Source organism: Methanoregula sp. (assembly GCF_023227875.1).
In the GTDB taxonomy this organism is placed as follows: Archaea; Halobacteriota; Methanomicrobia; order Methanomicrobiales; family Methanospirillaceae; genus Methanoregula.
Genome location: NZ_JALOCH010000002.1, coordinates 155,306 through 179,816, shown reverse-complemented (window position 1 = coordinate 179,816; position 24,511 = coordinate 155,306). Strand labels below are relative to the sequence as shown.

The following is a 24,511-nucleotide window of genomic DNA, read 5'->3' as shown; positions in this document are numbered from 1 at the left end:
AAAATTTTGATTAGTGGCTTTAATTAAGCAATCACCAAAATATTTTTCTGGATTTTAAGACCGGTTTTACAAGCGCGATCGTTTCAGGAAATTATTTTTACCGTCAGGTTCCGGTTCATCGCCTGCCAGGATACCGGCCGTCACATCACGATGATAAACAGCGCAACCGTTGCAATGAGAAGAACGATGCTGTGCTTGAAGCCGGCGAGAATACTGTTCGAACTGAACTGGCCGGCCATGATACCGGAGAACGTGGCAAGGATGATCCCGATGCGGAACATTTCAGTCAGGTTACCGGCCGTATCGATGTTGACATTCATATCCTTGAATGCCGTAAGGAACGGCACGTTCAGCTGGTAGGCGGTGTACAGGTAGATACCAAACGAGAGGTAGATGATCATTACGTAGACGATCGTCGTATTCGACCGTTCCCGTTTCAGTTTGAGATAATATTCAAAATCCGTGATGGCGATGATGAAGATCTGTTTTAAGTTTGACGTGATCTCGCTCGCCCGGACGAGAAGGGAGATTGCCCGTTTCACGGATACAAGACCGATCCGCTCTTCCATCTTGACCAGTGCGGAGTTCACATAGGCGCCTGACTGGATATCCCGGGATGCAACCATGAGTTCCGAACTCAGCACGCCGAGTTTTGCCCCGGCGATCCGGTGGATGGCCTCCTGCAGGGTGATCCCGATATCTTTCATATCCGAAAGTTCCCGGAGGAAATCGGGCAGGTGCTCTTCGATGTTCCGCACGTACCAGCGCCGCCCCTCAAACGAGACGGCGATCGGCGCCATAAACACGATGATCATGAGGCAGAGGACGGTCTCCATCCGGTCGTGCGGGACCAAGGTATCGAATCCCCCGGTAAGCCAGGAGACGGCAACGATCGCCGCAAAGACGACCCCCAGTCCCATCCCGTAATAGTAACTCCGGATGTAGGTCCGGAACGGGTGCCGCACCTGGTTCATGAAATAATTTTTCCGTTTGCTGTCCGCGATCCGTTTAAAAAATTCCCGGTTTTTCGGGTCGTCTTCAGGCCGCCCCTCCTCTTCTGTCCCCAGCACGCTGGACCCAAAACTTTCCTCAACGGTCTCCTTCCGGGAGATCTCAAGGTTCTCGGGAGGCAGCATCAGGGAGAGGATCCAGATCAGGGTAATCGCCCCGGCCGGGATACAGATATACATCAGGGGCAGGATCCATGCCATCTCCTGGCTGTTGGTCATACCCTGCGCCACGATCATGATGATGAGCGCGATGGGGCCGGCAACGAACGCGGTCACGTACACCTCCGCCATGATCTCGATGGTCTTTAAGACAAGTTCGACTTCCTGCTTGGCCTGGTCCCGGTAATATTCGGTCTTGGCCGCAAGATAGGAGGAGATATTTCCCCCGCTGTCGAACACGATCGCAAGGTCATTTAAGAAATCGCGGAAGTTGATCGAGGGGGTGGTACGCTGGAGATCTTTCATGGCGGCATCCAGGTCGTCGCCAAAGAGTTCGACATTCCGGACGAGCATGCCGAACTCCTTTGAGATCTCGCCGAACATGTCCTGCTCCTCGTACACCTTGCGGATGATGTCGAAGGGGGGCATGGTGGTGGAGAGCGCCTGCATGTAGGAGATGGCATAGGGCAAGTCGAGGTCGATCCGGCTCTTCCGGCCACGGGCAACGACCTGCGGGTAATAGATCAGCACCGCGTACATCCCGGGCACGATCAGGATGAAGAGGAGGGCCCAGATCAGCGTGTCCGTTGTGCTCATCCCGAATACCTGCCACGAGAACCCGCTGATCAGGAAAAATCCATAGATCGCCCAGAACATGAAAAACGTGCCAAGCACATTGAGATGGATCGTGTGGAGATAGTCTTCGGCCGTCATGGCCATGTGGGCCGACCGGAGATCTTTTCTCAGGCTGCTGCCGTGGACAGTGAGCTCGAGATCGGTCACCATCTTCTCGGCTTTCCGCAGGGCCGGCGGCAGCATCACGGTTCTCAGTCTCCCATGTCGTGGATGGCATTTGCCAGGTCCCGGAGCGAGGGCGGCTCCACTTCGAGGGCCCAGGAGAAAAACTCCTCGCGTTTCTTCAGCTGGTGTTCCAGCTCCAGCTCGTCCCAGCCGCAATGGAATGAGATCTCGGTGAGGACCTTGGACTTTTCATATCTTTTCGGGAACGTATCCTTCTGGATATCCCAGTCGTACAGGAGAATGGGGTTGATCTCCCCGTGTTTGTCGACCTCGATCTCGTGGATGGAGAGGCAGCGGCGGATTCGGGTCTTCCCGAGCGTGTAGATGGACTGGACCACGACAAGGTCGAGGGCCTGGAACATGACCGGGGGAACGTTGATCGGGTCGTGGGTCAGCCGGTTGATCGCTTCGTATACGCTGCCGGCATGGATGGTCGAGAGGGTGGAGTGGCCCGAGTTCATGGCCTGGAAGAGTGTCTGGGCTTCCTTACCCCGGACTTCCCCGACAATAATATACTCCGGCCGCTGCCGCATGCAGGCTTTCAAAAGCGAGAAGAGATCGATATCGCCTTTGAGGCCTTCTGCCGCGATCTCCCGGGTCTGGGTGGGGAGCCAGTTCTTGTGCGGCAGCTGGATCTCACGGGTATCCTCTAAGGAAACGATCTTGGCATTCTGCGGGATGAAGAGGGAGACTGCGTTCATCATCGAGGTCTTGCCGCTTGCCGTGCCTCCGACAACGAGCAGGCTCTTGCGGTGTTCGATTGCAAGCCAGAGGAAGGCAAGGATCTCGGCGTTATACGTACCGTACCGGATGAGATCGAGCGGGGTCATGGGCTCGGCCCGGAACTTCCGGATCGTGAACGAGCTGCCCTTGGTCGAGACCACTTCGCTGTACGTGATCTGGACGCGGGCGCCGTTGGGGAGGGTGGCGTCGACCATCGGGTTCGAGAGCGAGATCTGCTTGTTGGCTTTCTGGGCGAGTTTTAAGACGAACTGGTTGAGCTCGGCCTCGCTGAAATGGATGCTGGTTGGCAGGCTGCCGTAGGCCCGGTGAAAAATAAAGACCGGCAGGTCGTGGCCGTTGCAACTGAGGTCTTCGAGAGCCGGGTCCCGCATGAGGACATCGAGCGGGCCATAGCCGGTCAGGTCCCGTTTGATGTAATACGTGAGGATGGCAACCCGGTCTTCGGTAATGTCCGGATCGAATTCACGGATGATCTTTGCCACGGCAACGGGATCGATCCGTTCGTCTTTCTTTTTCTCAACATCGTCGTAGATGATGATATCCCGCAGGTGGGCATAGGTCTCCATCAGGATGGTTTTTTCTTTCAGTGAGATGGGCGGTTCAACGACAATGTACGTGAAGCCCTCGTTGCTGACCCGCTCGATCCTGATGTAGGCGTAGGGTTCGAACACCCAGTACCGTTCGAGCGTGGCAAGGGAGGCCGTGCCCGGGAGTTCTGCCGGTGACAGTTCAACCTCGGGGACCGGGGGTTCCGGTCTCTTGTCCGGGACCGGGACGGCCGTCACTTCCTTCTTCCCTAAAATATCCGGGGGGAGCCACGAGCCCGCAATGGATCTCCTGCGCAGGGTCTCTGCCGACAGCCCGGTTGCGGCAAGGGAGACGAGGCCGAGCGCGGCAAGGACCGGATCCGGAAGGTCGATGAAAAGGGCGATGAGGCCGGCAACCAAAGCGGTGGCAATGGCTGTTGCAAAGGCGGCCACACCCTGCCACGACGGCTCGGCAAGAATTACGAGAAATTGTTCACTGGCTGCCTTAACCGCCCGGGCATTAAAACCCGGGAACTCTTTTTTGTGCGGATCTTCAGGAAGAGGCAGGGTTGCATCCGGGGGGAGCGGGTCTTTTGGGGGAGAGATCCGGTTTTTCAGGTTCGTGAATATCCCGTTCAGCCCTATGAGCGTGAACATGCATGATACGATAACAAGAATATCCTGGATCATGGTGCCCCGTATCACAATTTTTTAAAGATAGAACGTACCCGTTGAGATGGATTTACTGGTTTCCTTGTCCACGATCAGCCACGTGATCCGGGTATTATTTCTCAGGTACATACTGCCGAATTTTATCCCGCTGTGGCTGTCGAGATCATAACCTTCGATGAAAAAGTTATCCCCGGCCTGGATGGTAGTGTCATTTTTGCTGCCCTTATTACCCACTTCCGTAAAATTTCTTACCAGCGTGCTCCCCGCATCATTGATGGAAAAGGATGTGGTATTTTCATTGGCCCTGAGCACCACCCTGACGGAGCTGAGCATGAACGGGTCGCCGCCATTGTGTTCAAAATAAATCCGGTCCTGCAAAAGATTGGGGGTTGCCCGCAGAGAACTCTGGGGGGTCTTGTCTGTCCCTCCGGAGAATCCGCCGGCATAGGTACTGACAATTGCTGCGACCATGACCGTAACCGCGAGCATCAGCATGACGCCCACTACCGGGGACACGGCATCGGCATGAGTCCATCCCGCGGGTTTCATATGATCACCACGTCTTTGTCAAAGATAACCTGCCCGGTGGGAATATGAACAATCTTCACCGTGATCACGGAACCGGTCTTGTATCCGTTATCGATCTGTCCGGTATGATCATAAGTTTTGAAATTGAGAATAGAATCCAGTGCGCTGTTTTCCTTCTCCGTTGAGGTTGCATAATATGGGGCAGGAGTGACTAAGTAATCCCCGGCCATCAGTACCGCCGATGCATTCCCGAACCAGCTTTTGTACCCGCCATCTGCTGAATTCACCAGCGGGGAATCCGGGAACCGGTCCTGGTCGTTGATAAACAGGACTCCGCAGGATTTACCGCTGTAGTCTCCGCTACTGAATTCAATGGATTTTTCCCCCATGAGTGACCCCTTGATCAGTTCACCGGTACTGTTCCTGAAATAGGTAGAGATACTAAGATCCTTAGTCTGCAGGGGACTCCCGCTGACATGCTCGATGGTCATGGCGTTGATGTAAAAATCCGTGCCATAGGATCTGTTTTCATAGAAATGTACCTCAAGAATCGCTGATGGGGCCTGTTTTTTGGTACCGGACAATCCCCCCGCGGCTGCGCTCACAATCGCTGCGATAATAACGGTTACCGCAAGCATGAGCATGACGGCCACTACCGGGGAGACCCCATCATCGGTTTTGATTTTCATAGTACACTCGTAACTTTTCAGGGACGGCCAGATACGCTCAACACAAATTGATTTTTTTATAGTGGTTATGGGATTTATGGAGATGCCCAGAACAATGTTTAATAAATTGTATTTACAATTACAATTAATTAAAGTTTAAGATTTAACATTAGTACTAGAAATAAAGGATTTTTTATTACCCGGTGCTGAAATGGAAAAATTCCCCCATATAACCAATAACTGCAACGATGCTCCGACTACCCGTTACCCGGCAGGTACATAACCGGAACATAAAAATGAGGGGAGCCAATGCTGCATAACTATCGGGGGGATTCCGGGGTATCTGAAGTTGTCGGGGAGATGCTCATGGTCGCCCTTGTTATCGTGCTGCTTGCGGTCTTTTCTGCAGCACTGTACAATTATCTCCCTACCGACCGCGATCCGAGCATTACGATCAAGATGAGCAATGACACGCGGAATATCACGCTCTGGCATAAAGGCGGGGACTGGGTGAAGAAAGTGGACCTGACCGTCGTGATCGGAACCGCGGATTCTTCCCGCAGGATTCCCTGGAATAATGCAAATTTTACCTTGGTCCCTGACAAAGATGTATTCGATCTGGGGAGTAACATCACCGTTACTGTATCACAGGATCTGGATCTGTGGGGAAATGAGAGCGTCAAGCTCGTCACCCCCCATACCGTGATCTATACAGGGAGGATCGGCCCATGAGAGACGATGCCGTTGCCCCGGTCATTGCGGTGATGCTGATCCTTGCTGTCGCGGTGACGTTTTTTGCCGCATGGAACGCGTATTACGTCCCCTCCATGAAAGCACAGTCCGAAATCTCCCACATTAAAGACGTAGAGACCGGTTTCCTGAAATTTTCCTCGGACATCGATACTGCCGTGTCCATGAAAAAGAACATGAAACTTTCTGAACCCATCCCGCTGGGGGGAGGGGAGTTTGCCTTTGACCCGGTAAAATCCGGCGGGGAACTGAAGATCTGGAATGCCTCTTCTCTCGATACCTCCTCCACCGGGTACTTCCGGCTCAACTGGACCAACAAGACTCCAGACGGCTTCGTGACCACCGGCCCTGGGATCGTACAGAATTACAGTCTCGTGAAATTTTCCTATAAGCCGGTGAACAACTTCTGGCAGGACCAGGGCTATGGATGGATGTACGGGAATACCTATGTCCTGAATACCGAACGCAACCTGTCCACCCCGCTGGAGTTCTACCGCTGGAGCGATGTTACGTACAACCTCGCGGAGTCCCTTGTGGAGGTGGAACCTGTCCGTTCAGTATCAACTCCGGAAATTCTGGTCAATAATAACTGTTCTTCAATAACGATCCGCGTGGTAAATATCACACCGGAGTGCGGGCATTCCAGGATCAGCGGGAACGGGAACGGGATGCTGGTTCAGAAAAGTACGGTCAACACTACAGAGGTCCCACTGGCCACCAGCATGCACCTGAGCATCGATACCCCCCCGGACCGGTTCAGGAACTCAACTGTATGGAATGCAACATTATGGCAATCGGTGAATGTGACCAGTGTTGAAAAACTGAGGCAATGCGAGAATGTTATGATAACGCCTCTTTCGGAGCATGAGACCCGGTTGATGTTTAAAACCGAGTCCGGTTACCCCAACATGACGCTGATCATTGAAACAACCGATATCACCATCGGGGCGTATTGAGCGAGATGTTTTCTGGAATGCAACACGAATGCTGACGAGGATACTACGAGGAACTGACTCATCATGCCTGCGGCCATAAAAATCCTGCTTGTCGATGATGAACCTGCCCTTCTTGAGATGGGGAAGATATTCCTGGAGCAGCAATCCGGGGAAATTATTGTGGAGACCGCAGCCTCCGCACGGAACGCTCTCCTGAGCCTTTCGTGCGGTTCATACGATGCAGTCGTCTCCGATTACGAGATGCCGGAGATGGACGGCATCGGTTTTTTAAAGCACCTGCGCTCTGCTGAAAACAACATCCCGTTCATCCTGTTTACCGGGCGCGGGAGGGAGGAGGTGGCCATCGAGGCACTGAACCACGGAGCCACATTTTACCTCCAGAAAGGGTATGATGCCAGAGCCCAGTATACCGAACTCGCCCATAAAATCCGCCAGGCGGTCAGGCAATTCCGGGCGGAACGATCGGTCAGGGAATCAGAGCGCAGGGTAGAGCACCTTCTCAATTTCCTGCCCGATCCAACCATCGCCATGGACATGGAGGGCCGGCTGATCATGTGGAACCGGGCCACAGAAGAGATGACCGGCGTCATGGCTTCAGAAGTGATGGGAAAGGGAGATTATGAATACACCATTCCGTTTTTCGGGAATAAACGGCCGCTTATTGCGGACTTTCTCAGGACACCGGATAACGCCGGCCTGGCACGCTATTAGCGGGTGAGGAAAGAAGAACGAAACATCCTGATCGGCGAATGCCAGGCCACGTTCCCTGATGGCAGAGTCCTCTGCCTGTGGGAGAAAGCAGCGCTGCTGTATGATGCTGACGGGAATGCCGCCGGTGTCATCGAATCGATCCGGGATATCACCGCCCAGAAACAGCTCCTGGATGAAAGACAGAAAGACCGGGACCTGCTTGAAGTGAAAAACGCGGAACTATTGCAGCGGAACGAACAACTGGCGGCAGTCGAGGAAGAGCTCCGGCAGACATTTGAAGAACAGCAGCAGGAGCACGTGCTTCTCCAGGACAGCGAGAGGAATTACCGGAACCTGGTTGAGTCCCTGCCGGATGCACTGGTCATTCACAATACCGGGAAAATCCTGTATGTGAATGCTGCTGCACTCAGGTTATTCCGGAAGAATTCCCCGGAAGAGATCCGGCGGCAGACCCTCTTCTCTTTCTTCGATCCCGAACAGGGCCGGGATATCGAGGCCCAGTCCCGCCTGGCACTCTCGGGCAGTACCCCGTCTCCACGGCGCGAATACCATATCCCGAGTCCCAGTGGCAGTACGATCGTTGCCGATACTGCATTTTCCCCGGTCCGCTATCAGGATACTACCGCCATACAGGTACTTTTACGAGATGTATCCGAACAAAAATCCCTTGAAGGGTATATTAAATCCCAGAACGCAGAGCTCAGGCAATATTCGTCTGCCCTTAATCTTGCCAACAAGAAACTCCAGCTGATGTACTCCGTCACGCGGCATGATATCCTCAACCAGGTCCAGATATTACAGGGTTATGCCTCCCTTGCCACATCCCAGATCCGCAATGGAACCCTGCAGGATTTCCTGAACCGCCAGGGCCGGGCCATCCAGTTGATCCACCAGCATATCTCCTTTACCAAGGATTTTCAGGATATCGGTATTCGCGCCCCGGAATGGCAGGATATTCACCATCTCGTTACCCGGTCCATAGACCAGGTCTCTTCCCCCGGGGTCACCTTTGTTGTCAATGTGAAAGGCCTGGAGATCCTTGCGGACCGGCTGCTTGAGAAGATCTTTTTCAATCTCATTGACAATTCGCTCCGCCATGGGGAGCATGTGACCCGCATCAGCATCCATTGCAGCGATTCCGGTAATGGCCTCTCCCTGGTTTATGAAGATGACGGGATTGGCATCCCGGAACAGGACAAGAAAAAAATATTCGAACGCGGGTTTGGGAAAAATACCGGCCTCGGGCTGTTCATTACGCGGGAGATCCTATCGATCACTGGCATTACCATCACGGAGACCGGGGTACCGGGTTCCGGTGTCCGTTTCGGGATGACGGTACCGCCGGGAAAATTCCGGATAACGAATACCCCCGGTCCTGTCAGCAGATCCCACGTACCGCCCGGTTAGAAACATCCCCGCTCCCCGGTATCCCGAATCGTTGGGCACTCTATACCGGGATCATCGGCAGGATGACGAAGAGATTGTTGACCGAGACGATGATGTACACCGGGATCAGGATGCTGTAAAGGTAAGCGCTGGATCCCTGTACATGGCGTTCTGCCAGTGCTGCCACGAGTGCCGCTGCCAGCAGGACCACAGACTTGATTGCAAGGTGCAGTGCCGGGTTTGTCACGATCCCGGTCATCAGGGGATTGAGTTCCACGCCTCCCATCCGGAGAATGATCTGCGTTGTCCCGATATCGAGAAGGAACAGGCTGCCAAGGATCAGGGTGAAGATCACGATCTGCCGGACCCGTACGGTATCAATCTTATACTGTCCGGGAAACGCCAACCCGGATCCCTGCAGGATCTTTGCAGCAGGCATACATGGAGATCGGGAGGGGATTATAAAAATTTTGTTTTAATTATAATTGTTGATCTTTTGTATTTGTTCAGGAAAAATTATTGACTTACCTGATCGGGTATCCGGAACCGGGAAGACCGGTGCTACCGGGTATGTAAATTAACAAAAGGTGTGTGAACACAATGTCGGCGCAGTACCGCACCCGGTATCAGCGACGGCCTGCCGGATCCCACCAGATATGGGCGCTGCAGGACACCCCGCCCAGTTCATATCCCTTGCCGCAGGGATGGAGTTGTTGTCTGAAATATTCCCCCAGGATCTCTTCTGGCTCTTTTGTTGTGCAATTCAGGCGCCGGGAATATTCCCCCACTGCGTCTTCAATACTTTGGTAAATGGTTTCTTTCTTGCGTTCTGTCATCAGGTTGGCATAAATCCCCATCTCGTACAGGATCTGCCAGAGGCAGTCCGCGAGTGGCTCGCCCGGATAGTTCCTGCCGTACAGCCGGGGCCAGAGGTCCCGGCTGACCCGGGCCCATGACGGGGAGGTGAGGAACCAGAAGAGGTGGACCGTCCCCCGGCAGCAGGCCTCCATCTTTTCGATGGCCTCACCGATATCCATCATGGAGAGGGAGTAGGATGCCATCACGATGTCGAACGGGCCACCGAGCTCTTCCCGGGAGACATCCTCCCACCGGGAAGGTATCACTGCAAGCGGCCCGGCTCCCGAAACGGTCAGGTTTTTCTGCAGCTCTTCCCGCATCGCAGCAGAGGGTTCGACCACGGTGACATCGCAGCCCATTGCCGCAAGGGGGATCGCATGGGTCCCGGTCCCTCCCCCGATATCGAGGACACGGGCACCGGCAGGGATGTTCATGGCCCTGAACTGTACGTCAACCTTTCCCTGCCAGGACTGGCGGGTACGGCTCTTTACATGATCGGTCACGTTCTTTTTGTTGCTCCAGTACGCACCCGCACTCTCGAATCCCGGCGTCGCCATCCGGGCGAGTTTCATCTGCCGCCAGATATCACGCCAGTACCGCGAATCAGAGCGGAGAGTGATTTCGGAATCCATTGCAGACCTGCAGAAATCTTTCACGATCTAAAGCACCGTATAATACGATTTTGTGCCACAGTTCTTGCACATAACCTTACCGTCCACAACGATGTGCCGGTTGTCCATCACCAGCTCCCTGCAGACACTGCAGACCGCTTTCCCGTGGGGGAATCCCGGGATATCGTCATCGGGAATATCGATTGATACCCTCTCGATCTTCAGGATCTCCGCTTCCGGGCATTCCCCGAGGATCCTGATCACGTCCTTTGAGTCGAGCTTGTCGTGCTCGGCCCGTTTCTTCTCGTGGACTGCTACCCTGACGGCGTTTTTCGTTGCGAGATCGATAAAGGTTGCGGCAAATTTCCCAAAGTCCTTGTGCTTTAAGGAACGGTGGCCAAGCGAACATCCCGTGATGGCCTGGACGGCATCCGCCCCGCACCGGTCGATCTCCATGTAGACGATAAGGTTGCGCTGGGGTTCGTGGGGGTCCATGCCCAGTTCCCGCATCCCTGCAATGGTCAGCCGCGTCCCGAGAACAATGCCGGGGCAGACATGCCCGTGGAATGCCTTTGCCTTGTTGAATAACACTTCGTAATCGCTCATGGTTTCACCATATTTCTCTAAAAATCCTGTTCGTGCGGACCCGTCACGTCCTGTCCTGCTGGTCCGCGGTGTTCCACCAGATATGGGCACTGCGTGTCCCGTTTCCAAGCGTCAGGTGGTCCCCTTCATGTCGCAGGACCGTGTGGAAATAATTCCTGAGAATCTCTTCATGGGCAGGTGTCGTGCAGTTCAGGCGCTGCCGGAACTCCCCGACCGCTTCGTCCACGTCCTTATACTGGGAAACGGAGACACGCGGTTCCGGCTGGATGCTCGCACAGATCCCCATCTCGTACAGGATCTGCCAGAGCCAGTCCGCGGTGGGCTCGCCGGGAAAAATCCCCCCGTGGAGGTGCGGCCAGAGATCCTTGTTGACTTGTACCCATGACGGCGATGTCAGGAACCAGAAAAGGTGGACCGTCCCGGTGCAACAGGCATGCATCTTTGCGAGGGCCTCCCCCATATCCATCATGGTGAGGGAGAACGAGGCGATGACGGCATCGAAGGGGGTGCCGGGTTCCCCGGGTTCCATGTCTTCCCACCGTTTCGGGATGATGGTAATATTTTTGATCTTCTCTTTTTTTATCCGGGCCTCCAGCATCTCCCGCATGACGGGCGAGGGTTCGACAACGGTTACGTTGCAATGCTTCTTTGCAAGCGGGATGGCATACGTGCCCGGCCCGGCTCCGATATCGAGGACGCGGGAACCGTCCGGGATGTTCATCGCGGCGAGCCGGGCATTTGTTTTTTCATCGTGGTTGCAATCCCCTTTTGTGTACACCGTGTGGATCTTCTTCCTGCTGCCCCAGAACTGGCTGGAATTGCCATAGTTCGGTATAGCGCAATGGGCGAGCTTCAGCAGGCGCCATCGTTCACGAAACGGTATGGCACTGCTATTACCCGCCGTTGCAGGCAGGGGCGGAGAAATATTCAGAGTAGTGGCTGGACCCATGTTCATGATATTACACTAACTTTAACATTAATCAACGATCTGTTTTTAATACGGAGTTTTCCGGATTGGTTACGGCCGAAGGATATATTACCATGCACGAACTGTATTGCGTGGTGAAAACCATGAAGATCAGTGCACGAAACCAAGTCCCGGGCACCGTAAAGTCCATCAAGAAGGGCCCGGTAAGCACCGAAGTCGTGATTACAATTGGCGGAGGCCATGAGATGGTCTCCTCCATCACTACCCATTCAGCAGAAACGCTGAAACTGAAGGAAGGATCGAAGGTCTACGCGGTTGTGAAGGCCTCCGAAGTGATGGTAGCGATCGATTAACTCAACCTATTTTTGTAGAAGATACTAAAAAAAATTACAGAATCATACTGCCCGCATGCCCGGGTGATGCGAGACGATTGGCATGTCTCCCGTGCCCGCAGGCAAGGTTGGGGATCTTTTTTTGGTTTTTACCAGCAACCGTTTTGTTGAGAGAATATCCCCGTCCAGTATAAATTTATTAATTAATTTATGTTAACAATTTTAAAAAGTACAATGATAATCATTATAATCCGGAAGAGCCCAACATAGTGATTGTCCACCTGACAATGGGAAATGCCGTGGACTCAAGCACTCACACAGATGTCAAGGAGACCGGGGACCTTGCCAGAAGCCCCGGTACGTGAACCGGAGCAGGCATCATGATCACCCGGCACCATATTGCACTGACGATTCTCTGTACCCTTATCCTATGCAGTGCGCTGGTGCCGGCGTCTCCGGCTATTATTCTCGTTATCTGTACCGGTGCCTGTACGGGTGCCATCCTGCCGGACATCCAGATGAAAAAGCCGCAGCATTTTCAGGCCAGGATGTTTGCGTGGTTCATTTCCCGGTTTGGCAGTACCGTATGCGCACCCCTGATGTGCCCGATATACCAGCGCATGACAGGGCTTACATTCGATTCCGGAGACAAGCGGCTGACTCATTCTGTCTTTGGAGTAGTATTCCTCTGGGCAACCTTTGCAGTGTTCCTGCTCGTCCCCGTATCTCTCCTCATGAACCGTGCGGCCCTGGAGATCTCTGCCGCGTTCCTCGTGGGCGCGATGCTCGGCCTGGTCCTGCACCTGGTCGAAGACCTCTGTACCAGGAAGGGGATTACGCCGCTCTTCCCGTTTTCCACCACGAAAATCTCCGGTTCGATCCGGCCCTGTGATACAAACGACCGGAGGATCGCACAGTTCCATTACTATTATGGCTCGGTGGCAGGTATCATCCTCGGTTTCCATTACCTTTGGACCTGGCAGGGTTTTTCGGTGATGCCCGTCTGCCTCTTTGGTCTTTGTTCATGCCTCTGGATGATGGTCTGGTTATCGGATGTGGAGATCATCCCGGAAAAGCCGGGGATCTGGGCATCTGCAACCCTGCCATTTGTCCCCATGGACCCGGTGAGTTTCCCGGGAAATCCCCGCTATCCGGCTTCGGGACTTATGATGGGCGTATATTATTTCAATAAGAGCTGACTGCGCGAATGACGGGGACCGGAAGTTCAGCTCTCTTTCTCCCACCATATCTTTGCCTGGTAGGACTTGCTTTTCAGGAGGTATTGCCTGTTTTCTTTGAGCAGGAATTTTTCCAGGTATTCCGTGAGGACCGAGACCTGCCGTTCATCGGTGAGATTCAGGGCATCCCGCTGGTCGGCGACTGCGTCCCCGATACTGGAAAACCGGGTGATGTTTTCCGTGCGGGATATCTCGACATTGGCATAGATCCCCATCTGGTTGAGCAGGTTGAAAATAATATTGGGGGTGTGCCGTGGGGACGGGGATATCCCGAAGAGATCTTCCCAGATTGCATGATAGTGCTGGAACCGGGGTGACTTCAGGTGGGCGAACCAGAAGATGTAGGCGTATTTTGCAGAGACCTCATCCATCTTTTCAAGAGCCGCCCGGAGGTCCTGGACTCCCAGCGAGTAGGACGCCACAACCACGTCGTACGGCGCATCGAGGTCCGTTGCGGGGTCGACATCCTCCCAGTTTTTCTGGAGCGTCGAGATATTAATGATCTCCCGCTCCTTCATGTTCTCGTGCAGGCATTCGAGCATCCCGGGGGAGGGCTCGACCGCGGTAACATGACGGACAATCCCGGAGAGGGGAATGGCAAGTGTCCCGGGGCCGGCACCGATATCGAGCACCCGTGACGAGGGGGTGCACTTCATAACCTGGATCCGCTCCCAGGCCCGCTTCCAGTTATCCTCCTGTACCTTCTGGTTGAATTTCCTGCACCGCTCGCGGTCCTTCCACCGTTCCGTACAACTGGCGAACTCGTTCTTCTCTTTCTTCTCCAGTTCTACCTCTTTCCAAGCCTGGTTCCAGTCGATCTTGCTGATGTCAATCATAAAAAATTCCTGAATGGTTCCCTGTCATGGAGATGGATGGAGGGGGCATGATCCCGAGCTGTATACGGTGACCGGTTACTAACTGTTTGTAATTAACAATTTTGAAATGTTTAACAAAAATTATCCGGACAAATATCTCGGTTGGGGATCCCCGCGTTAATTCCCCAAAAGTCACGAGAGTTTACCAGTTCTGGTTTCCTGTCGAATCCACGTACCCAATGTAAAAACCGGAAAAGCCCACACTTTTCAACCATATCCTTTTTTACCACAATCCTCAAACAACTGGTACGGAGCTGGGCTACAGGTTATGCAGATCCTGCCACAGACGCACAAAAAGAGTCCCATATTCAGTAAACTCCGGGGCGCAGTGCCTGCGATCCGTGAGAACTACGGAGTGAAACGGATCGGGATTTTTGGGTCTTTTGCACGTGGCGAACAGAAGCGGACCAGTGATATTGACGTCCTTGTTGAATTCCGTGAAGGAAAGGCAACGTTCGATAACTTCATGCAACTCTCGTATTTTCTTGAAGATATTTTCGGGAGAAAAGTAGACCTCCTCACGGTAAGAGGAATTGATATCTACATCCGGCCACGGATCGAGAGCGAGGTGATCTGGGTTGAAGGATGACTGGGTATATCTCCAGCATATTCTTGATGAGATCGAATATCTGGAGGGTGTCCGATCTTCTCTGACCTCGTATGAGCACTTTATCGGGGATAAAACGCTCTGCCGGGCGGTTACCCGATCTCTTGAGATCATCGGGGAAGCTACAAAAAATGTTACGGATCCTGTCAGGACGGCCCATCCGGAAATTCCCTGGAAGTTCATGGCAGGAATACGGGATAAAATAATTCATGGGTATTTTGCCATCGATTATGAGATCATCTGGGATATCATCCAGAACAAGCTGCCCGGACTTGAACCGGATATCCGTGCCATCCGCGACGAAATGAAGAGAGATGCAAAGACCCGGAAATAACCAGAATGAACGCACGGGGAGACAGCAGGAATAAATCCCTGAGACCGGTAAGAAGCGTCACGACAGGGGCTGAACGGTAAAATCACGCGAGAATGAGTCAGCCTTTTTATGCCCGTCACTATTATCGGCTTATTCCCCCACATGGGCAGTCCACTGATGCCGGACCGGTCGGGAATTTAAAACCGGATTTGGACGGTACAGGACTCCTTTATGAGGGGTGTGACGCTTCCACTACCGTATGAACCCGGCGGGTTTCCATTGATATACGATTATTGCGTTCTCATTCTTGGATACTACAAAGCGTATATATGTTAGAATATAACATTTGCAGAATCGTCCGATGACCCCACGCTCCTCCACAGTGCAGGGCCCAGGCCGGAACAACACACAAGGAGAACCTGACATCGCACACTCATCACTCCATACGATCATAAGACCCGGGCCGGCCGCCGGGATTTTTCCGGCCCGGGTAGACCGGAACGATCCGGCGCTAATCAGAATTTATTTTTGGTATCCCGGTCCCTGCGGAGGCCGGCCATGACCCGGGGCCGCCACCCGGTCCGGGCGCTTGAGAAAGCAGATGCAATCGCGAAGCCCCGCGGGATTGTCCAGTACTATGAGCGTGGGCCGGGGATGCTTGCCGATTTTTCCATCACGATTCCTGCGTGTCATGCCCCGGTAAAAATCAAGCGTATGCGGTACATCAGGTGTACCCTGCAATGGCTGGAGCGGGAGGCCCATGCGGAGATCGCCGGCCTGAAGATGTTTCCGTCATCCCGGGAAATTTCCCGCGAGCTCTGGATCTGTTCTCCCGAATACGCATGGCGGTTCTTCCGGGTCTGCGACACCGGTCTTGTCGAGCTCGGGCGGGACGGGATGCCGCTGCTGCAGAAATCACCGGTCCCGCGGCCGGGGGCGGTGACACCGGAAACCCGACCGGGAGCAGTCTCCCCGCCAGCGCCGGGGGATACCACTACTCCGTGATATCTGGAACGGGATCATCCCGTTTTTCTGCAGGATAACGAGATGTTCCAGGATCCTGGTAGAGACCATACTAATTGGCAATTAGTAAAAAGCAACAAATGATTTCATTGGCAGTTAGTAGAATCAATGTGGGAAGCGAGGATCAGACAGTTCCCCTAGGGGTATCCCGGGTAATGGGGCACAATCGAAGAACTCTGATGAGTTGGAGATGTGTATCAGGACCTCGACAACGAGAAGACCCGCAGGGTCTTCGAAGAACGCTGATGCGTTCTTCTCTTCCTCAAGGTCTTACGACCTTTCGGACGTCGGAGAACATTCCGTAAGAAGTACTGGATTTTCCCGGGAATCATATCTGATAAAATGGCCCCCGTTTGGCAATTGGGGCACTTTAAGGGCGATCTCCTTGGAAGGCCGTTTTTTCGGGAACCCGAAAAACTGCGGAATTCCATGAAAACACCTGCGGAAATCATTTCAAATCCCTCAATCCTGCCCCGGTTTCCCGGATTTCACACCGGAGTGGCAAAACTGCGCTAATAGAACCCTTTTAATTTGAGCATCGGCATGTAAAATGGGCTGCGGGGAGGGGTCAGGATCCCGGGTTTTCCCTGATTACCCGGTATAGTCAAAATTTTTCTTCTTCCCGATGGTGATAATCTCGATGATGAGTCTATTGTGATAAATGAAAAATGTTGCCCGGTACTCCCCAATGCGAAGCCGGTATCTCGGCGTGTTCTTCGGGCTGTCCCTGACCTTCACAACATCATGCCGCTGGTCCGGGTGTTCAGCAAACTTTTCTAATGCTAGCTCAATGTGTGTCCGGTGCTCTTGAGGGATCTTTACCAGGTCTTTCTCTGCCTTTCGTGACAACTTGACCTGATACACGGAATCACAAATTCCTGGACTCGATCACTTTGTCATCGCCCAGATCCTTCATTATATCGCGGAGCGACCGGACCCGGCCTGCCTTGAGATCTGCTATCCCCTCTTCCATGGCTTCAATCTCTTCCGGAGTCATGGGCTCATCATCATATGCGGCTTCGGCCAGACGGCGGACAACTTCATCGTAGGTCTCACGGGGAGTAAGTTTCAGATCATCCAGGAGCGCCTTGGTATCGGATCTCATCCTGACGGTTGTTACCTCTGGCATATACTTAGGTATACGCAAGTATATTAAAAAACCTATGCGTTGTTGCTCATGGTGAGTTCAAAAATGTTGCAGGTGCATGATTAATTCAGGTTTTCTTTAATGATTCTCCGGCTCTTTTCATTAAATCCGTTGATCTTATCGACCTGATCCTGTTCGATAAGATGGTTGAAAGTCACTCTTTAATCTCCGAGAGTGAAACGAATTTTCCCTCTTCTTCAATGCGCTTCATATCTGAAACAAGCCGCTCCTTTTTTTTGGTCTCCATTAAATCTTCCAGGAGTTCCGCGTAGGTCTGGCCGGCTGAACGCATCTCGGATAGTTCTTTCCAGACCGGTTCCGTTACCGGGATCCGCTTCACTACTGACATGATACTATTGTAAACATGGCAAATAAGAATCCTTTTGGAATGCCGGTTTTTCCCGGGGTGTCAGGATACACACGCCGGCATGCTAACGGAGATCGAAAAGGGAATGGCACAGACACAAAAGGAGGAGGGGAAATGTCGGCAATAAAAACGATTGATTACAGCCGGCCGTATCGTTTATGGGCATCTTCAATTGTCATGACCCGGTTGATTAACACGGTGTTCCCTTCTATCAGGAAAAACGCTGTGTAGGTATGGGCGATGTGCATTCTCCATTCGGTTCCCTGAATGCACTCAATATCCCGGGCAGTCTTTGGGTCTTTTAACTGCACGAGGTGTTCGTAGACAATCCGCCGGGACTTTTCCGGGAGGGCGTCTACAAATTCCTGTGCCTTCGGTTTAATCCTGACCTGCACGTTCCCGCTCCTTTGCGTTCGCCTGAACTGCGGCGAGGGATTCGAGCGGGATATAATCATCCTCTCGCCGGTCTGCCAGCATATCTGCATGTAACTGCTGCTTCTTGCGCTCCTCAAGGAGGCGGGTTACTGCATCATCGAACGTCTCCCCCGCCAGTCTCAATCCATTGATCTCCCTCCAGTTTTCGGAAGACATGTAGGGCCTTACTTTTATTGCCTCCATATACAGGACATATAGGATATATATCCTAAAAAGACTTTCTTTGATTCCCCTGCTTCTCGTACTTTTAATTTTAAATCCGCAGAATTGCCAAGGTTATAGTACTTCATGCAAATCCCTTTGCATGGACATCAATCCTGTTTTAGGAACGGGCTGATCCTGCTATTTCGGATCTTGCCGGAAAGTATTGTTTAAGAGCGCGATGGTTGCGGGGAGTCCTCTGGCTTATCCGGGGTAGGATGGGGAAAAAAAGAAAAAAATTCAGAAGGATCCGGTTGTTTTCCTGGATTTCCGCAGGGTATCGACAAAGTCTGCGCTATCCACATCATAGCCCCAGGCTCCCCGAAGCGATTCAACCGGTTTTTTTTCAATGATTTGGCATGAAAATGCTTCGGGCATTTTCATCAAATGTGTATGAATGTCCTTCTGACTTTGATACACGATTTTCACAAAGATCTCATCACCGGTTTTTGTCGTGATTCCTTTCTCCAGCCCCGGGACTACCGGCTGCTTTATGCGACAACCAGGATCTCGCGGACGTGCGGGAGGGCCTTGGCTGCCGATTCTGTCATGCATTCGAGGTATTCAGGAATGAGGTCCTTCATTGACTGGAGCGCCTCTTCTTCCGTATTCCCCTGTGCCATGCAGCCCGGCAGTCCTGGCACGAAGACGGAGAAACGCCCGTCTTCTTCCTTGACAACCTGCACCTTGAGCTTCATTACCATCATCTTGTCCGTTTGGGTTTATCTCCTTTACCGATCAGTTCAGGCCCCGGTTTGTTTTTTTGGGAACGGCACCTTGCCGTTGTTCACATACTTGTAAGCATCCCGAAGCCGGCAGATGGCATCCTGCTCCTCAATGGACATTCTTTTTAACCGTCGGAGCGTCGGGATGTTCGTGCACATCTGCTCAAGGGGGTCCCAACCGGTGTACTTCCGGCCCAGCCGATCCATCGCTGCGTACCATTCGGGGGTTCCAGGATTGTGTTCGTTATCCATCGGTTCCCGGATCCGGCAGGTGCCCGGGAAAATGGAAACCACGGTATTTTTTGGATGCCGGTTTTTGTGTCCCGGGGAGACTCCTCTCATGTATTCCTATAAGCAAAACGACCCCATGGAACTCCTCCTTCGAAGAACCCTGACGGATTCTTCTTGTGGCTCGGGTCTGACGCCCCTCATCATTTCGTAGAACCCTGACGGGTTCTTCTCATCCTCGCGGCCTGATGGCCACTCGGAATTCCCCCAAAACACCTGCGGAAATCATTTTAAATCGCTCTGTATTGCCCCGGATTTTCGATTTTTACACCGGAGAGGCAAAACTGCACTAATAGGACCCTTTTAGTTTGAGGATCGGCCCCTGCCACGGGATTCAGGACATGGCCGGGACCGGCCGTAGGTACCGGATCGGGGGTGTCCGATGGAAGAGCCGAGGGATGAACTGCCGGGACATCTGTCATCTTCATGGCAGGAAACGAAACATCGAGTCCCGGAATTTTTATACGGGCAGATTTTTTTGTAAGGCCGCTCTGCCGGATTTTTTCATTACGTACGCTGATGTCCTCTCATAAAAAAATTTATCGTCACCGGGCGCTGGCAATTTTTCAGCACCTTTATCAGATCGCCTGTCCCAGCGATCAGAAAGGAGGAACGCGCCATCACACAGAGGAACATGCCCATGGGAGACGGTACCGGTGGCCCATCCCGATCCAGCAATCCGGTACGCTATACCTGGTATGCACTCTGCGGCCTCCTCATTGCCCTCACGGTGGTTCAGCTCGCCTTTATCCTGTCCGATACCAGGAATGGCTGGGACTACCGGGTATACCAGGCAGCAACATGGGTGTTTGACAACAACGAGAATCCCTATGTCCCGGCAACGATCCAGAATTATACGAATGACATCCTCCCGTTTGTCTATCCCCCGCATACCCTCATCCTCTTCTGGGTTTTCCGGATGTTCCTGTTTTTTGATATCCATGTCTACTATGCGTTCCTTGTCGCGCTTCTTGTCGCCGGCAGTTATCTTGTCCTGAAAATGGACGATCGCCCGGAGTATCTCCTGCTCTTCACGCTCGTTTTCACTGCGTTCATCAGCCTCTCCTGGAATTTTCTGACCGGCAACAAGGCAATTGTCCTCATGTTCCTGTTCGTGGTCGCGCTCTTTTTGCTAGTGCATAACCGGCTGTACCTGTCCGCAGCGGTTATGGGTATCATGGTCTCGTTCTCTCTTGTCCCTCTCCCATTTATCGCTCTCTATCTTGTAGTCCGCCGCCCGCTCAGGGACAGGGTGTGCGCTATCCTTGCATCAGCCGGCACCGTTGCCGGGATCTTTTTCGTCTCGTTCCTTCTTTACCCGGCTCTCATGGGGTCGTACCTCCGCTTCCTGACCGGGGGGGAAAGCCCTCTCTTTGAGATCGGGGGGTGGAACACACCCACGCCGTACCTGATGTTTTCCGATCTCCTGAGCCGTGCGCAGATCGGGGGTTCCGTTACCCTTGCCATAGTCTCGGTTGTCTACATTGCCCTCGTACTTGTTCCGGTATACTTCCTGATCCGTGACGATACAAAAACCGACCTCTTTGTCTATTCCCTTGCAACGCTCGCGATTTTCATGATACTCCCCCGTACCAAGCCGTACGATTTTATCCTCCTTGCCGTGCCGTTGTACTTTATCCTGAAAGGGTACACGTACCCGTGGAGGATTGCAGCTCTTGCGGGCATTTCCCTCATGCCCCTTGCGGTCTGGTACGCCCTGGGGCTCCTGCCGGACGGAGCACTGCCCTATGTCCTCGACCAGTACGTCCAAGCGGTCAGCCTGTTTTTTGTCTTTGCCCTTGTCGTGGTAAAGGAACGTTTCTTTTCCGAGCATGATGAACGTCCCGGGCAGGGAGACGGCGATGCGGAAGCGCCAAGGGAAGTATATTGCCGGGAGATGTGAATGTTACAAAATCGTGCTAATTTATGATATCACACGTTGGGCTGGAACATATGGGGGGCATTTTTTATACTTCTGTATTTTGGGCAGGGAATACGTGCCCGGTGAAAAGGCAGGGAGTCAGGTGTCGCATCAGCGAAGAGAGCCATAAGGCTCTCCTCTCGTGTTCCTTCGTCACACAGCGAGGATTGACGGAGAATGTCGAAAATCTTGAGACATGAGAAGACCATAGGTCTTTGAAGGATCCGCAAGGATCCTTCGATTTCCGAAGAATTCGATAGAATTCTTCCCCGGCATACCCGCAGTGTCGAAGTGATCCTGAAAGAATCGCGTCTCCAGCCTGCTCTATCCTGCGGACCCAGCCTTCCCCGGGAGCGTCAGAACGGTTATACCGATTTCTACAGAGCGGTTACCTCGTGCCAGGATCTGTACTGCGGCAGCCCTGTTCAATTGTGCATCCTTAAACTGTGGGTTGATCGCAAGGGACCGGTCAAAGGATTGTATTGCCTCGTCATATTCCCCGAGTTTTATCTGACAGCAGCCGAGGTTGTTCCACAGGATATACGAGTCCGGGTTTTCCTGGAGATATTGTATATAATACAAAGCTGCCGTTGAATAGTCACCCGCGGACAAGGCCGCTTTTACATTGAGGTATTTCCACTCATCATACCGGGTATAGTAATACAGTGGCGGAAAGGGGGGAATTGACTGGACGGCAAAGGTGTCGAGTTGTTCAACACCGTCCTGCAGGCTGCTGGCGATGAGCGGGTTTGAACTGTCCCATGGCTGGGGATAATGAGAATCGTCGAGGTACGGGAAATAAAATACCCCGATAAACTGGATTGCTACCGATACGACAACAAGGAATGCGATTGCTCCTGCCTTCAGGTAATCATACATCCCGGCGCGGAATAGTGCTGCCGTGTACGAGAGGAAAAGCGCTACGTAGATACACAAAACAGGAACCAGCGAGGTCAGGAAACGGGGGCCGTACGCATATCCCCCGCCCCAGTCATAGAAAAAGGCGTACATTGCCGTTTCCAGAATCAGGACCGGGCCGAACCACCGTAAGAGGAGGGACAGGTTCCTGTTCCCGATGGAACCAGAGCGGAAATATCCGAAGACTGCGAGGATGAGAACCGGTGAGAAGACGAACAGGCCCTTGTTCGGCGAGAGAAAGAGCCCGGCAAAATTTGCCAGTACCTCGGGAGAGAGACCGAATCTGCCAAGGTTCTGGATGTACCCACCGGATATGGTGCCAAAGAAATACCAGTTATACGCGAGGAAGGGCAGGCCGCTGAGGATTGCCGGTACAAGATAATATATGCTCTGCGTACGGTTTTTCCAGAAGACATAGCCAAGGACGGGAATGATCAGCAGTGCATCCGGTGGCCTGCAGAATACGAGGAGGCCTGAGAGGATGCCGGCTATAATGAACCAGATGGGAGAGGGGTTTTCTTCATTCCTGATTATTGCATACAATATCAGGAGGAGGAGCAGTTCGACCATGCCGTGCTGCCAGAGGGCCTGGCTGCCGATCGACCAGGTGCTGGTGGCGAATGCGAAGACCAGCGTGGAGAGGATTGCAATTTTTCTTGGGACGAACCGGATCACGACGAGGTAAAATGTGCAGACTGCGAGTGCTGCAATACCTGCGGATGTCGTCCGCACGATCTGGGCGATATGGAGGAAGGCATGACCCGGCGTCATTCCCAGCGTGCACACGTAAACGAATGGGGTTATGAGGACCGGGGTCACGATGGGGAAGATGGACATCAGGTGCCCGTTGACCGTGATGAATGCATAGGCGTTGGATACCAACTGCGGGTTGTTGTAAAAATGTTCGAGGAATAGATCCTGGTAATAGATAATGCTGAAGGGCAGGTATCCTGCAGATATGGTATCACCGCTCATCCGCATGTGGGTATAGGTATTGTATATGCAAAAACAAAGGAGGAAAATTGCGATAAGTACCCAGTTCTCTTTTATTTTCAGGAGCCCATTTTTGAGGATTGTATCCGGCGCCTTCCTCAGGGATGTATGTTCATTATTTATTAGTGATTTTTGCTCTGTGTTCATTTTTATTACCTCATTGCCAGATGACAAATATGCCGGGAATACGGATTTACATGACTTGGAATCCGGTAAATCTATGATAGGGGCAGGTTTTTTTGCAGGATGATCAACCGGGTTTTTTTCATGGCGTACACCGGTACACGATCCTGTTATAAAAAAATGGAAATTTTTGTGGATGGTAAAAGTACTGAATTTGAAAACCACCAGTTATGCCGGACCAGTCCAATTTACATCCAATCTTAAAACATACGTCGCATTCTCATAGGTCGGGAAAAGCCAGTTATCTTTGCCATTCCAAGGACTGGTGGCTTTCGTGACGTTGCCGTACCAGAGATAGCAAGTGCTGTTGTAGTGATTGGCATATGCGGCAAGACCTCTCTTGAACAGGAATGACTCTTTGTCAAGACTGTCATTGACAAACTTCCACTCGTAATCGTCAGTTGGGTTCATTACCGCCGGATAGACACCGTTGCCGACGTTCAGGGTTTCCAGATACTTCCGGTCAGTGTATGGGTAGTAGCCGGTGGTCCAGCAATAGGGGTACAACATTGGAGTAGTACTAAAATGTGAATGATTTAAAACGGCGAAGAAGCTATCATTATTGTACGCGAGTCCATCGACTGTGCCAAAACCAGTCTTATTCGCTAACACGGTTACGTTACAGAGCCATTTATCGGTTGGTGGATCGTTGCATGCTGCTGCAACGGCGGGAGCCATCGCACTGAAACAGAGACAGATGATTGCGAGTACGATCAGTATCCTTATGCCGGATGCAGACCCTTTGCTTTTCTTTTCGTTCTTTTTCATGTTTACCTCCTCAGGCCGGCCATGACGGCCAACCCGATATGTGATCAATTATTATAGTTTAACTTAAATGTTTTGTTAATCAAATTTGATTTATTCAGATGGCCATACAAGACCAGGCACACAGCGATCTGGAAACATTCTCCCGATTGCCCGAAGAGAGCGAAGAAAAAACAAATAACCGGCAATGTAGATCATAGAACCGTGAAATCCGGCGATTGAACCCGGGAACCGCCATTTCCCCCGCGCGCCCCGCACCCGCAGG

The 24,511-nt window shown here is 52.6% G+C and carries 28 protein-coding genes; 10 read left to right on the top strand and 18 right to left on the bottom strand.

The genetic code is table 11. The annotated features are described in order from the left end of the window. Nucleotides 1-140: 140 nt before the first annotated feature. The 4 genes from M0R30_RS03255 to M0R30_RS03240 are packed head-to-tail and all read right to left on the bottom strand — an operon-like array spanning nucleotide 141 to nucleotide 5,130. A complete protein-coding gene (locus M0R30_RS03255; RefSeq protein WP_292543514.1) occupies nucleotides 141-1,988 on the bottom strand; it encodes a type II secretion system F family protein in 1,848 nt (615 codons plus the stop codon). Nucleotides 1,989-1,996: 8 nt separating this feature from the next. Beyond that, entirely contained in the window at nucleotides 1,997-3,931 is a 1,935-nt protein-coding gene (locus M0R30_RS03250) for a type II/IV secretion system ATPase subunit (protein ID WP_292543261.1), read from the bottom strand. A gap of 21 nt (nucleotides 3,932-3,952) precedes the next feature. Next, the gene (locus tag M0R30_RS03245) at nucleotides 3,953-4,462 is read right to left on the bottom strand and encodes a type IV pilin N-terminal domain-containing protein (protein WP_292543259.1); all 510 of its coding nucleotides are present in this window, start codon (nucleotides 4,460-4,462) and stop codon (nucleotides 3,953-3,955) included. Beyond that, nucleotides 4,459-5,130, bottom strand: coding sequence for a type IV pilin N-terminal domain-containing protein (locus M0R30_RS03240; RefSeq protein ID WP_292543257.1), 672 nt, complete (start codon nucleotides 5,128-5,130; stop codon nucleotides 4,459-4,461). Before M0R30_RS03240 ends, M0R30_RS03245 begins: the two co-directional genes overlap by 4 nt. Nucleotides 5,131-5,418: 288 nt before the next feature. Between M0R30_RS03240 and M0R30_RS03235 the strand changes: the two genes are divergently transcribed. The 4 genes from M0R30_RS03235 to M0R30_RS03220 all read left to right on the top strand — a co-directional run bounded on the left by M0R30_RS03235 (nucleotide 5,419) and on the right by M0R30_RS03220 (nucleotide 8,933). Further along, nucleotides 5,419-5,841: a type IV pilin N-terminal domain-containing protein gene (locus M0R30_RS03235; protein WP_292543255.1), complete on the top strand. Its 423-nt coding sequence runs from the start codon at nucleotides 5,419-5,421 to the stop codon at nucleotides 5,839-5,841. Then, nucleotides 5,838-6,815, top strand: coding sequence for a hypothetical protein (locus M0R30_RS03230; RefSeq protein ID WP_292543252.1), 978 nt, complete (start codon nucleotides 5,838-5,840; stop codon nucleotides 6,813-6,815). The genes M0R30_RS03235 and M0R30_RS03230 overlap by 4 nt, the downstream gene beginning before the upstream one ends. Before the next feature lie 63 nt (nucleotides 6,816-6,878). Next, nucleotides 6,879-7,526 (top strand): response regulator, encoded by a 648-nt coding sequence (locus tag M0R30_RS03225; RefSeq protein WP_292543249.1) that lies wholly within the window; start codon nucleotides 6,879-6,881, stop codon nucleotides 7,524-7,526. 3 nt (nucleotides 7,527-7,529) lie between these two features. After that, on the top strand, nucleotides 7,530-8,933 hold the full coding sequence (locus tag M0R30_RS03220; protein WP_292543246.1) for an ATP-binding protein: 1,404 nt from the start codon (nucleotides 7,530-7,532) through the stop codon (nucleotides 8,931-8,933). Between the two features lie 40 nt (nucleotides 8,934-8,973). Here the strand turns inward: M0R30_RS03220 and M0R30_RS03215 are convergent, their stop codons facing one another. The 4 genes from M0R30_RS03215 to M0R30_RS03200 form a co-directional block, all read right to left on the bottom strand. Continuing rightward, nucleotides 8,974-9,351 carry a DUF5658 family protein gene (locus tag M0R30_RS03215; RefSeq protein WP_292543244.1) on the bottom strand — a complete coding sequence of 126 codons (378 nt, stop codon included), beginning with the start codon at nucleotides 9,349-9,351 and terminating at the stop codon, nucleotides 8,974-8,976. Nucleotides 9,352-9,538: 187 nt separating this feature from the next. Further along, the gene (locus tag M0R30_RS03210) at nucleotides 9,539-10,402 is read right to left on the bottom strand and encodes a class I SAM-dependent methyltransferase (RefSeq protein WP_292543242.1); all 864 of its coding nucleotides are present in this window, start codon (nucleotides 10,400-10,402) and stop codon (nucleotides 9,539-9,541) included. 27 nt (nucleotides 10,403-10,429) lie between these two features. Continuing rightward, complete coding sequence (locus M0R30_RS03205) at nucleotides 10,430-10,987, bottom strand: FmdE family protein (RefSeq protein WP_292543241.1); 558 nt, start codon at nucleotides 10,985-10,987, stop codon at nucleotides 10,430-10,432. 43 nt (nucleotides 10,988-11,030) lie between these two features. Then, nucleotides 11,031-11,942, bottom strand: coding sequence for a class I SAM-dependent methyltransferase (locus M0R30_RS03200; protein WP_292543240.1), 912 nt, complete (start codon nucleotides 11,940-11,942; stop codon nucleotides 11,031-11,033). Nucleotides 11,943-12,058: 116 nt separating this feature from the next. Between M0R30_RS03200 and M0R30_RS03195 the strand changes: the two genes are divergently transcribed. Then, nucleotides 12,059-12,268, top strand: coding sequence for a TOBE domain-containing protein (locus M0R30_RS03195; protein ID WP_292543511.1), 210 nt, complete (start codon nucleotides 12,059-12,061; stop codon nucleotides 12,266-12,268). A 359-nt stretch (nucleotides 12,269-12,627) separates the two neighbouring features. Next, nucleotides 12,628-13,446 carry a metal-dependent hydrolase gene (locus tag M0R30_RS03190; protein ID WP_292543238.1) on the top strand — a complete coding sequence of 273 codons (819 nt, stop codon included), beginning with the start codon at nucleotides 12,628-12,630 and terminating at the stop codon, nucleotides 13,444-13,446. A 26-nt stretch (nucleotides 13,447-13,472) separates the two neighbouring features. Here M0R30_RS03190 and M0R30_RS03185 read toward each other — a convergent pair whose 3' ends face one another. Next, nucleotides 13,473-14,321 carry a class I SAM-dependent methyltransferase gene (locus M0R30_RS03185; RefSeq protein ID WP_292543236.1) on the bottom strand — a complete coding sequence of 283 codons (849 nt, stop codon included), beginning with the start codon at nucleotides 14,319-14,321 and terminating at the stop codon, nucleotides 13,473-13,475. 307 nt (nucleotides 14,322-14,628) lie between these two features. Here M0R30_RS03185 and M0R30_RS03180 point away from each other — a divergent pair, with 307 nt between their 5' ends. The 3 genes from M0R30_RS03180 to M0R30_RS03170 all read left to right on the top strand — a co-directional run bounded on the left by M0R30_RS03180 (nucleotide 14,629) and on the right by M0R30_RS03170 (nucleotide 16,285). Beyond that, complete coding sequence (locus M0R30_RS03180) at nucleotides 14,629-14,949, top strand: nucleotidyltransferase family protein (protein ID WP_292543233.1); 321 nt, start codon at nucleotides 14,629-14,631, stop codon at nucleotides 14,947-14,949. Next, nucleotides 14,939-15,301, top strand: a complete 363-nt coding sequence (locus tag M0R30_RS03175; protein ID WP_292543230.1) for a DUF86 domain-containing protein — start codon at nucleotides 14,939-14,941, stop codon at nucleotides 15,299-15,301. The genes M0R30_RS03180 and M0R30_RS03175 overlap by 11 nt, the downstream gene beginning before the upstream one ends. A gap of 537 nt (nucleotides 15,302-15,838) precedes the next feature. Continuing rightward, nucleotides 15,839-16,285, top strand: a complete 447-nt coding sequence (locus tag M0R30_RS03170; protein WP_292543228.1) for a hypothetical protein — start codon at nucleotides 15,839-15,841, stop codon at nucleotides 16,283-16,285. 609 nt (nucleotides 16,286-16,894) lie between these two features. Here M0R30_RS03170 and M0R30_RS03165 read toward each other — a convergent pair. From M0R30_RS03165 to M0R30_RS03135, 7 genes are all read right to left on the bottom strand, one after another. Next, nucleotides 16,895-17,167 (bottom strand): type II toxin-antitoxin system RelE/ParE family toxin, encoded by a 273-nt coding sequence (locus tag M0R30_RS03165; RefSeq protein WP_292543226.1) that lies wholly within the window; start codon nucleotides 17,165-17,167, stop codon nucleotides 16,895-16,897. A gap of 4 nt (nucleotides 17,168-17,171) precedes the next feature. Beyond that, nucleotides 17,172-17,432 carry a hypothetical protein gene (locus M0R30_RS03160; RefSeq protein WP_292543224.1) on the bottom strand — a complete coding sequence of 87 codons (261 nt, stop codon included), beginning with the start codon at nucleotides 17,430-17,432 and terminating at the stop codon, nucleotides 17,172-17,174. A 172-nt stretch (nucleotides 17,433-17,604) separates the two neighbouring features. Beyond that, on the bottom strand, nucleotides 17,605-17,799 hold the full coding sequence (locus M0R30_RS03155) for a hypothetical protein (RefSeq protein WP_292543221.1): 195 nt from the start codon (nucleotides 17,797-17,799) through the stop codon (nucleotides 17,605-17,607). A gap of 155 nt (nucleotides 17,800-17,954) precedes the next feature. After that, nucleotides 17,955-18,212, bottom strand: coding sequence for a hypothetical protein (locus tag M0R30_RS03150; RefSeq protein WP_292543218.1), 258 nt, complete (start codon nucleotides 18,210-18,212; stop codon nucleotides 17,955-17,957). Continuing rightward, the gene (locus M0R30_RS03145) at nucleotides 18,196-18,435 is read right to left on the bottom strand and encodes a hypothetical protein (protein WP_292543216.1); all 240 of its coding nucleotides are present in this window, start codon (nucleotides 18,433-18,435) and stop codon (nucleotides 18,196-18,198) included. Before M0R30_RS03145 ends, M0R30_RS03150 begins: the two co-directional genes overlap by 17 nt. Nucleotides 18,436-18,944: 509 nt before the next feature. Next, on the bottom strand, nucleotides 18,945-19,151 hold the full coding sequence (locus M0R30_RS03140) for a type II toxin-antitoxin system HicB family antitoxin (protein WP_292543179.1): 207 nt from the start codon (nucleotides 19,149-19,151) through the stop codon (nucleotides 18,945-18,947). A gap of 45 nt (nucleotides 19,152-19,196) precedes the next feature. Further along, nucleotides 19,197-19,430, bottom strand: coding sequence for a hypothetical protein (locus M0R30_RS03135; RefSeq protein ID WP_292543214.1), 234 nt, complete (start codon nucleotides 19,428-19,430; stop codon nucleotides 19,197-19,199). Between the two features lie 676 nt (nucleotides 19,431-20,106). Here M0R30_RS03135 and M0R30_RS03130 point away from each other — a divergent pair. After that, complete coding sequence (locus M0R30_RS03130; protein ID WP_292543212.1) at nucleotides 20,107-21,369, top strand: glycosyltransferase family 87 protein; 1,263 nt, start codon at nucleotides 20,107-20,109, stop codon at nucleotides 21,367-21,369. Nucleotides 21,370-21,711: 342 nt separating this feature from the next. On the opposite strand, the gene M0R30_RS03125 is transcribed toward M0R30_RS03130, so the two are convergent. Continuing rightward, a complete protein-coding gene (locus tag M0R30_RS03125; RefSeq protein ID WP_292543209.1) occupies nucleotides 21,712-23,280 on the bottom strand; it encodes a tetratricopeptide repeat protein in 1,569 nt (522 codons plus the stop codon). A 369-nt stretch (nucleotides 23,281-23,649) separates the two neighbouring features. After that, the gene (locus M0R30_RS03120; protein WP_292543206.1) at nucleotides 23,650-24,249 is read right to left on the bottom strand and encodes a hypothetical protein; all 600 of its coding nucleotides are present in this window, start codon (nucleotides 24,247-24,249) and stop codon (nucleotides 23,650-23,652) included. Nucleotides 24,250-24,511 lie beyond the last annotated feature (262 nt).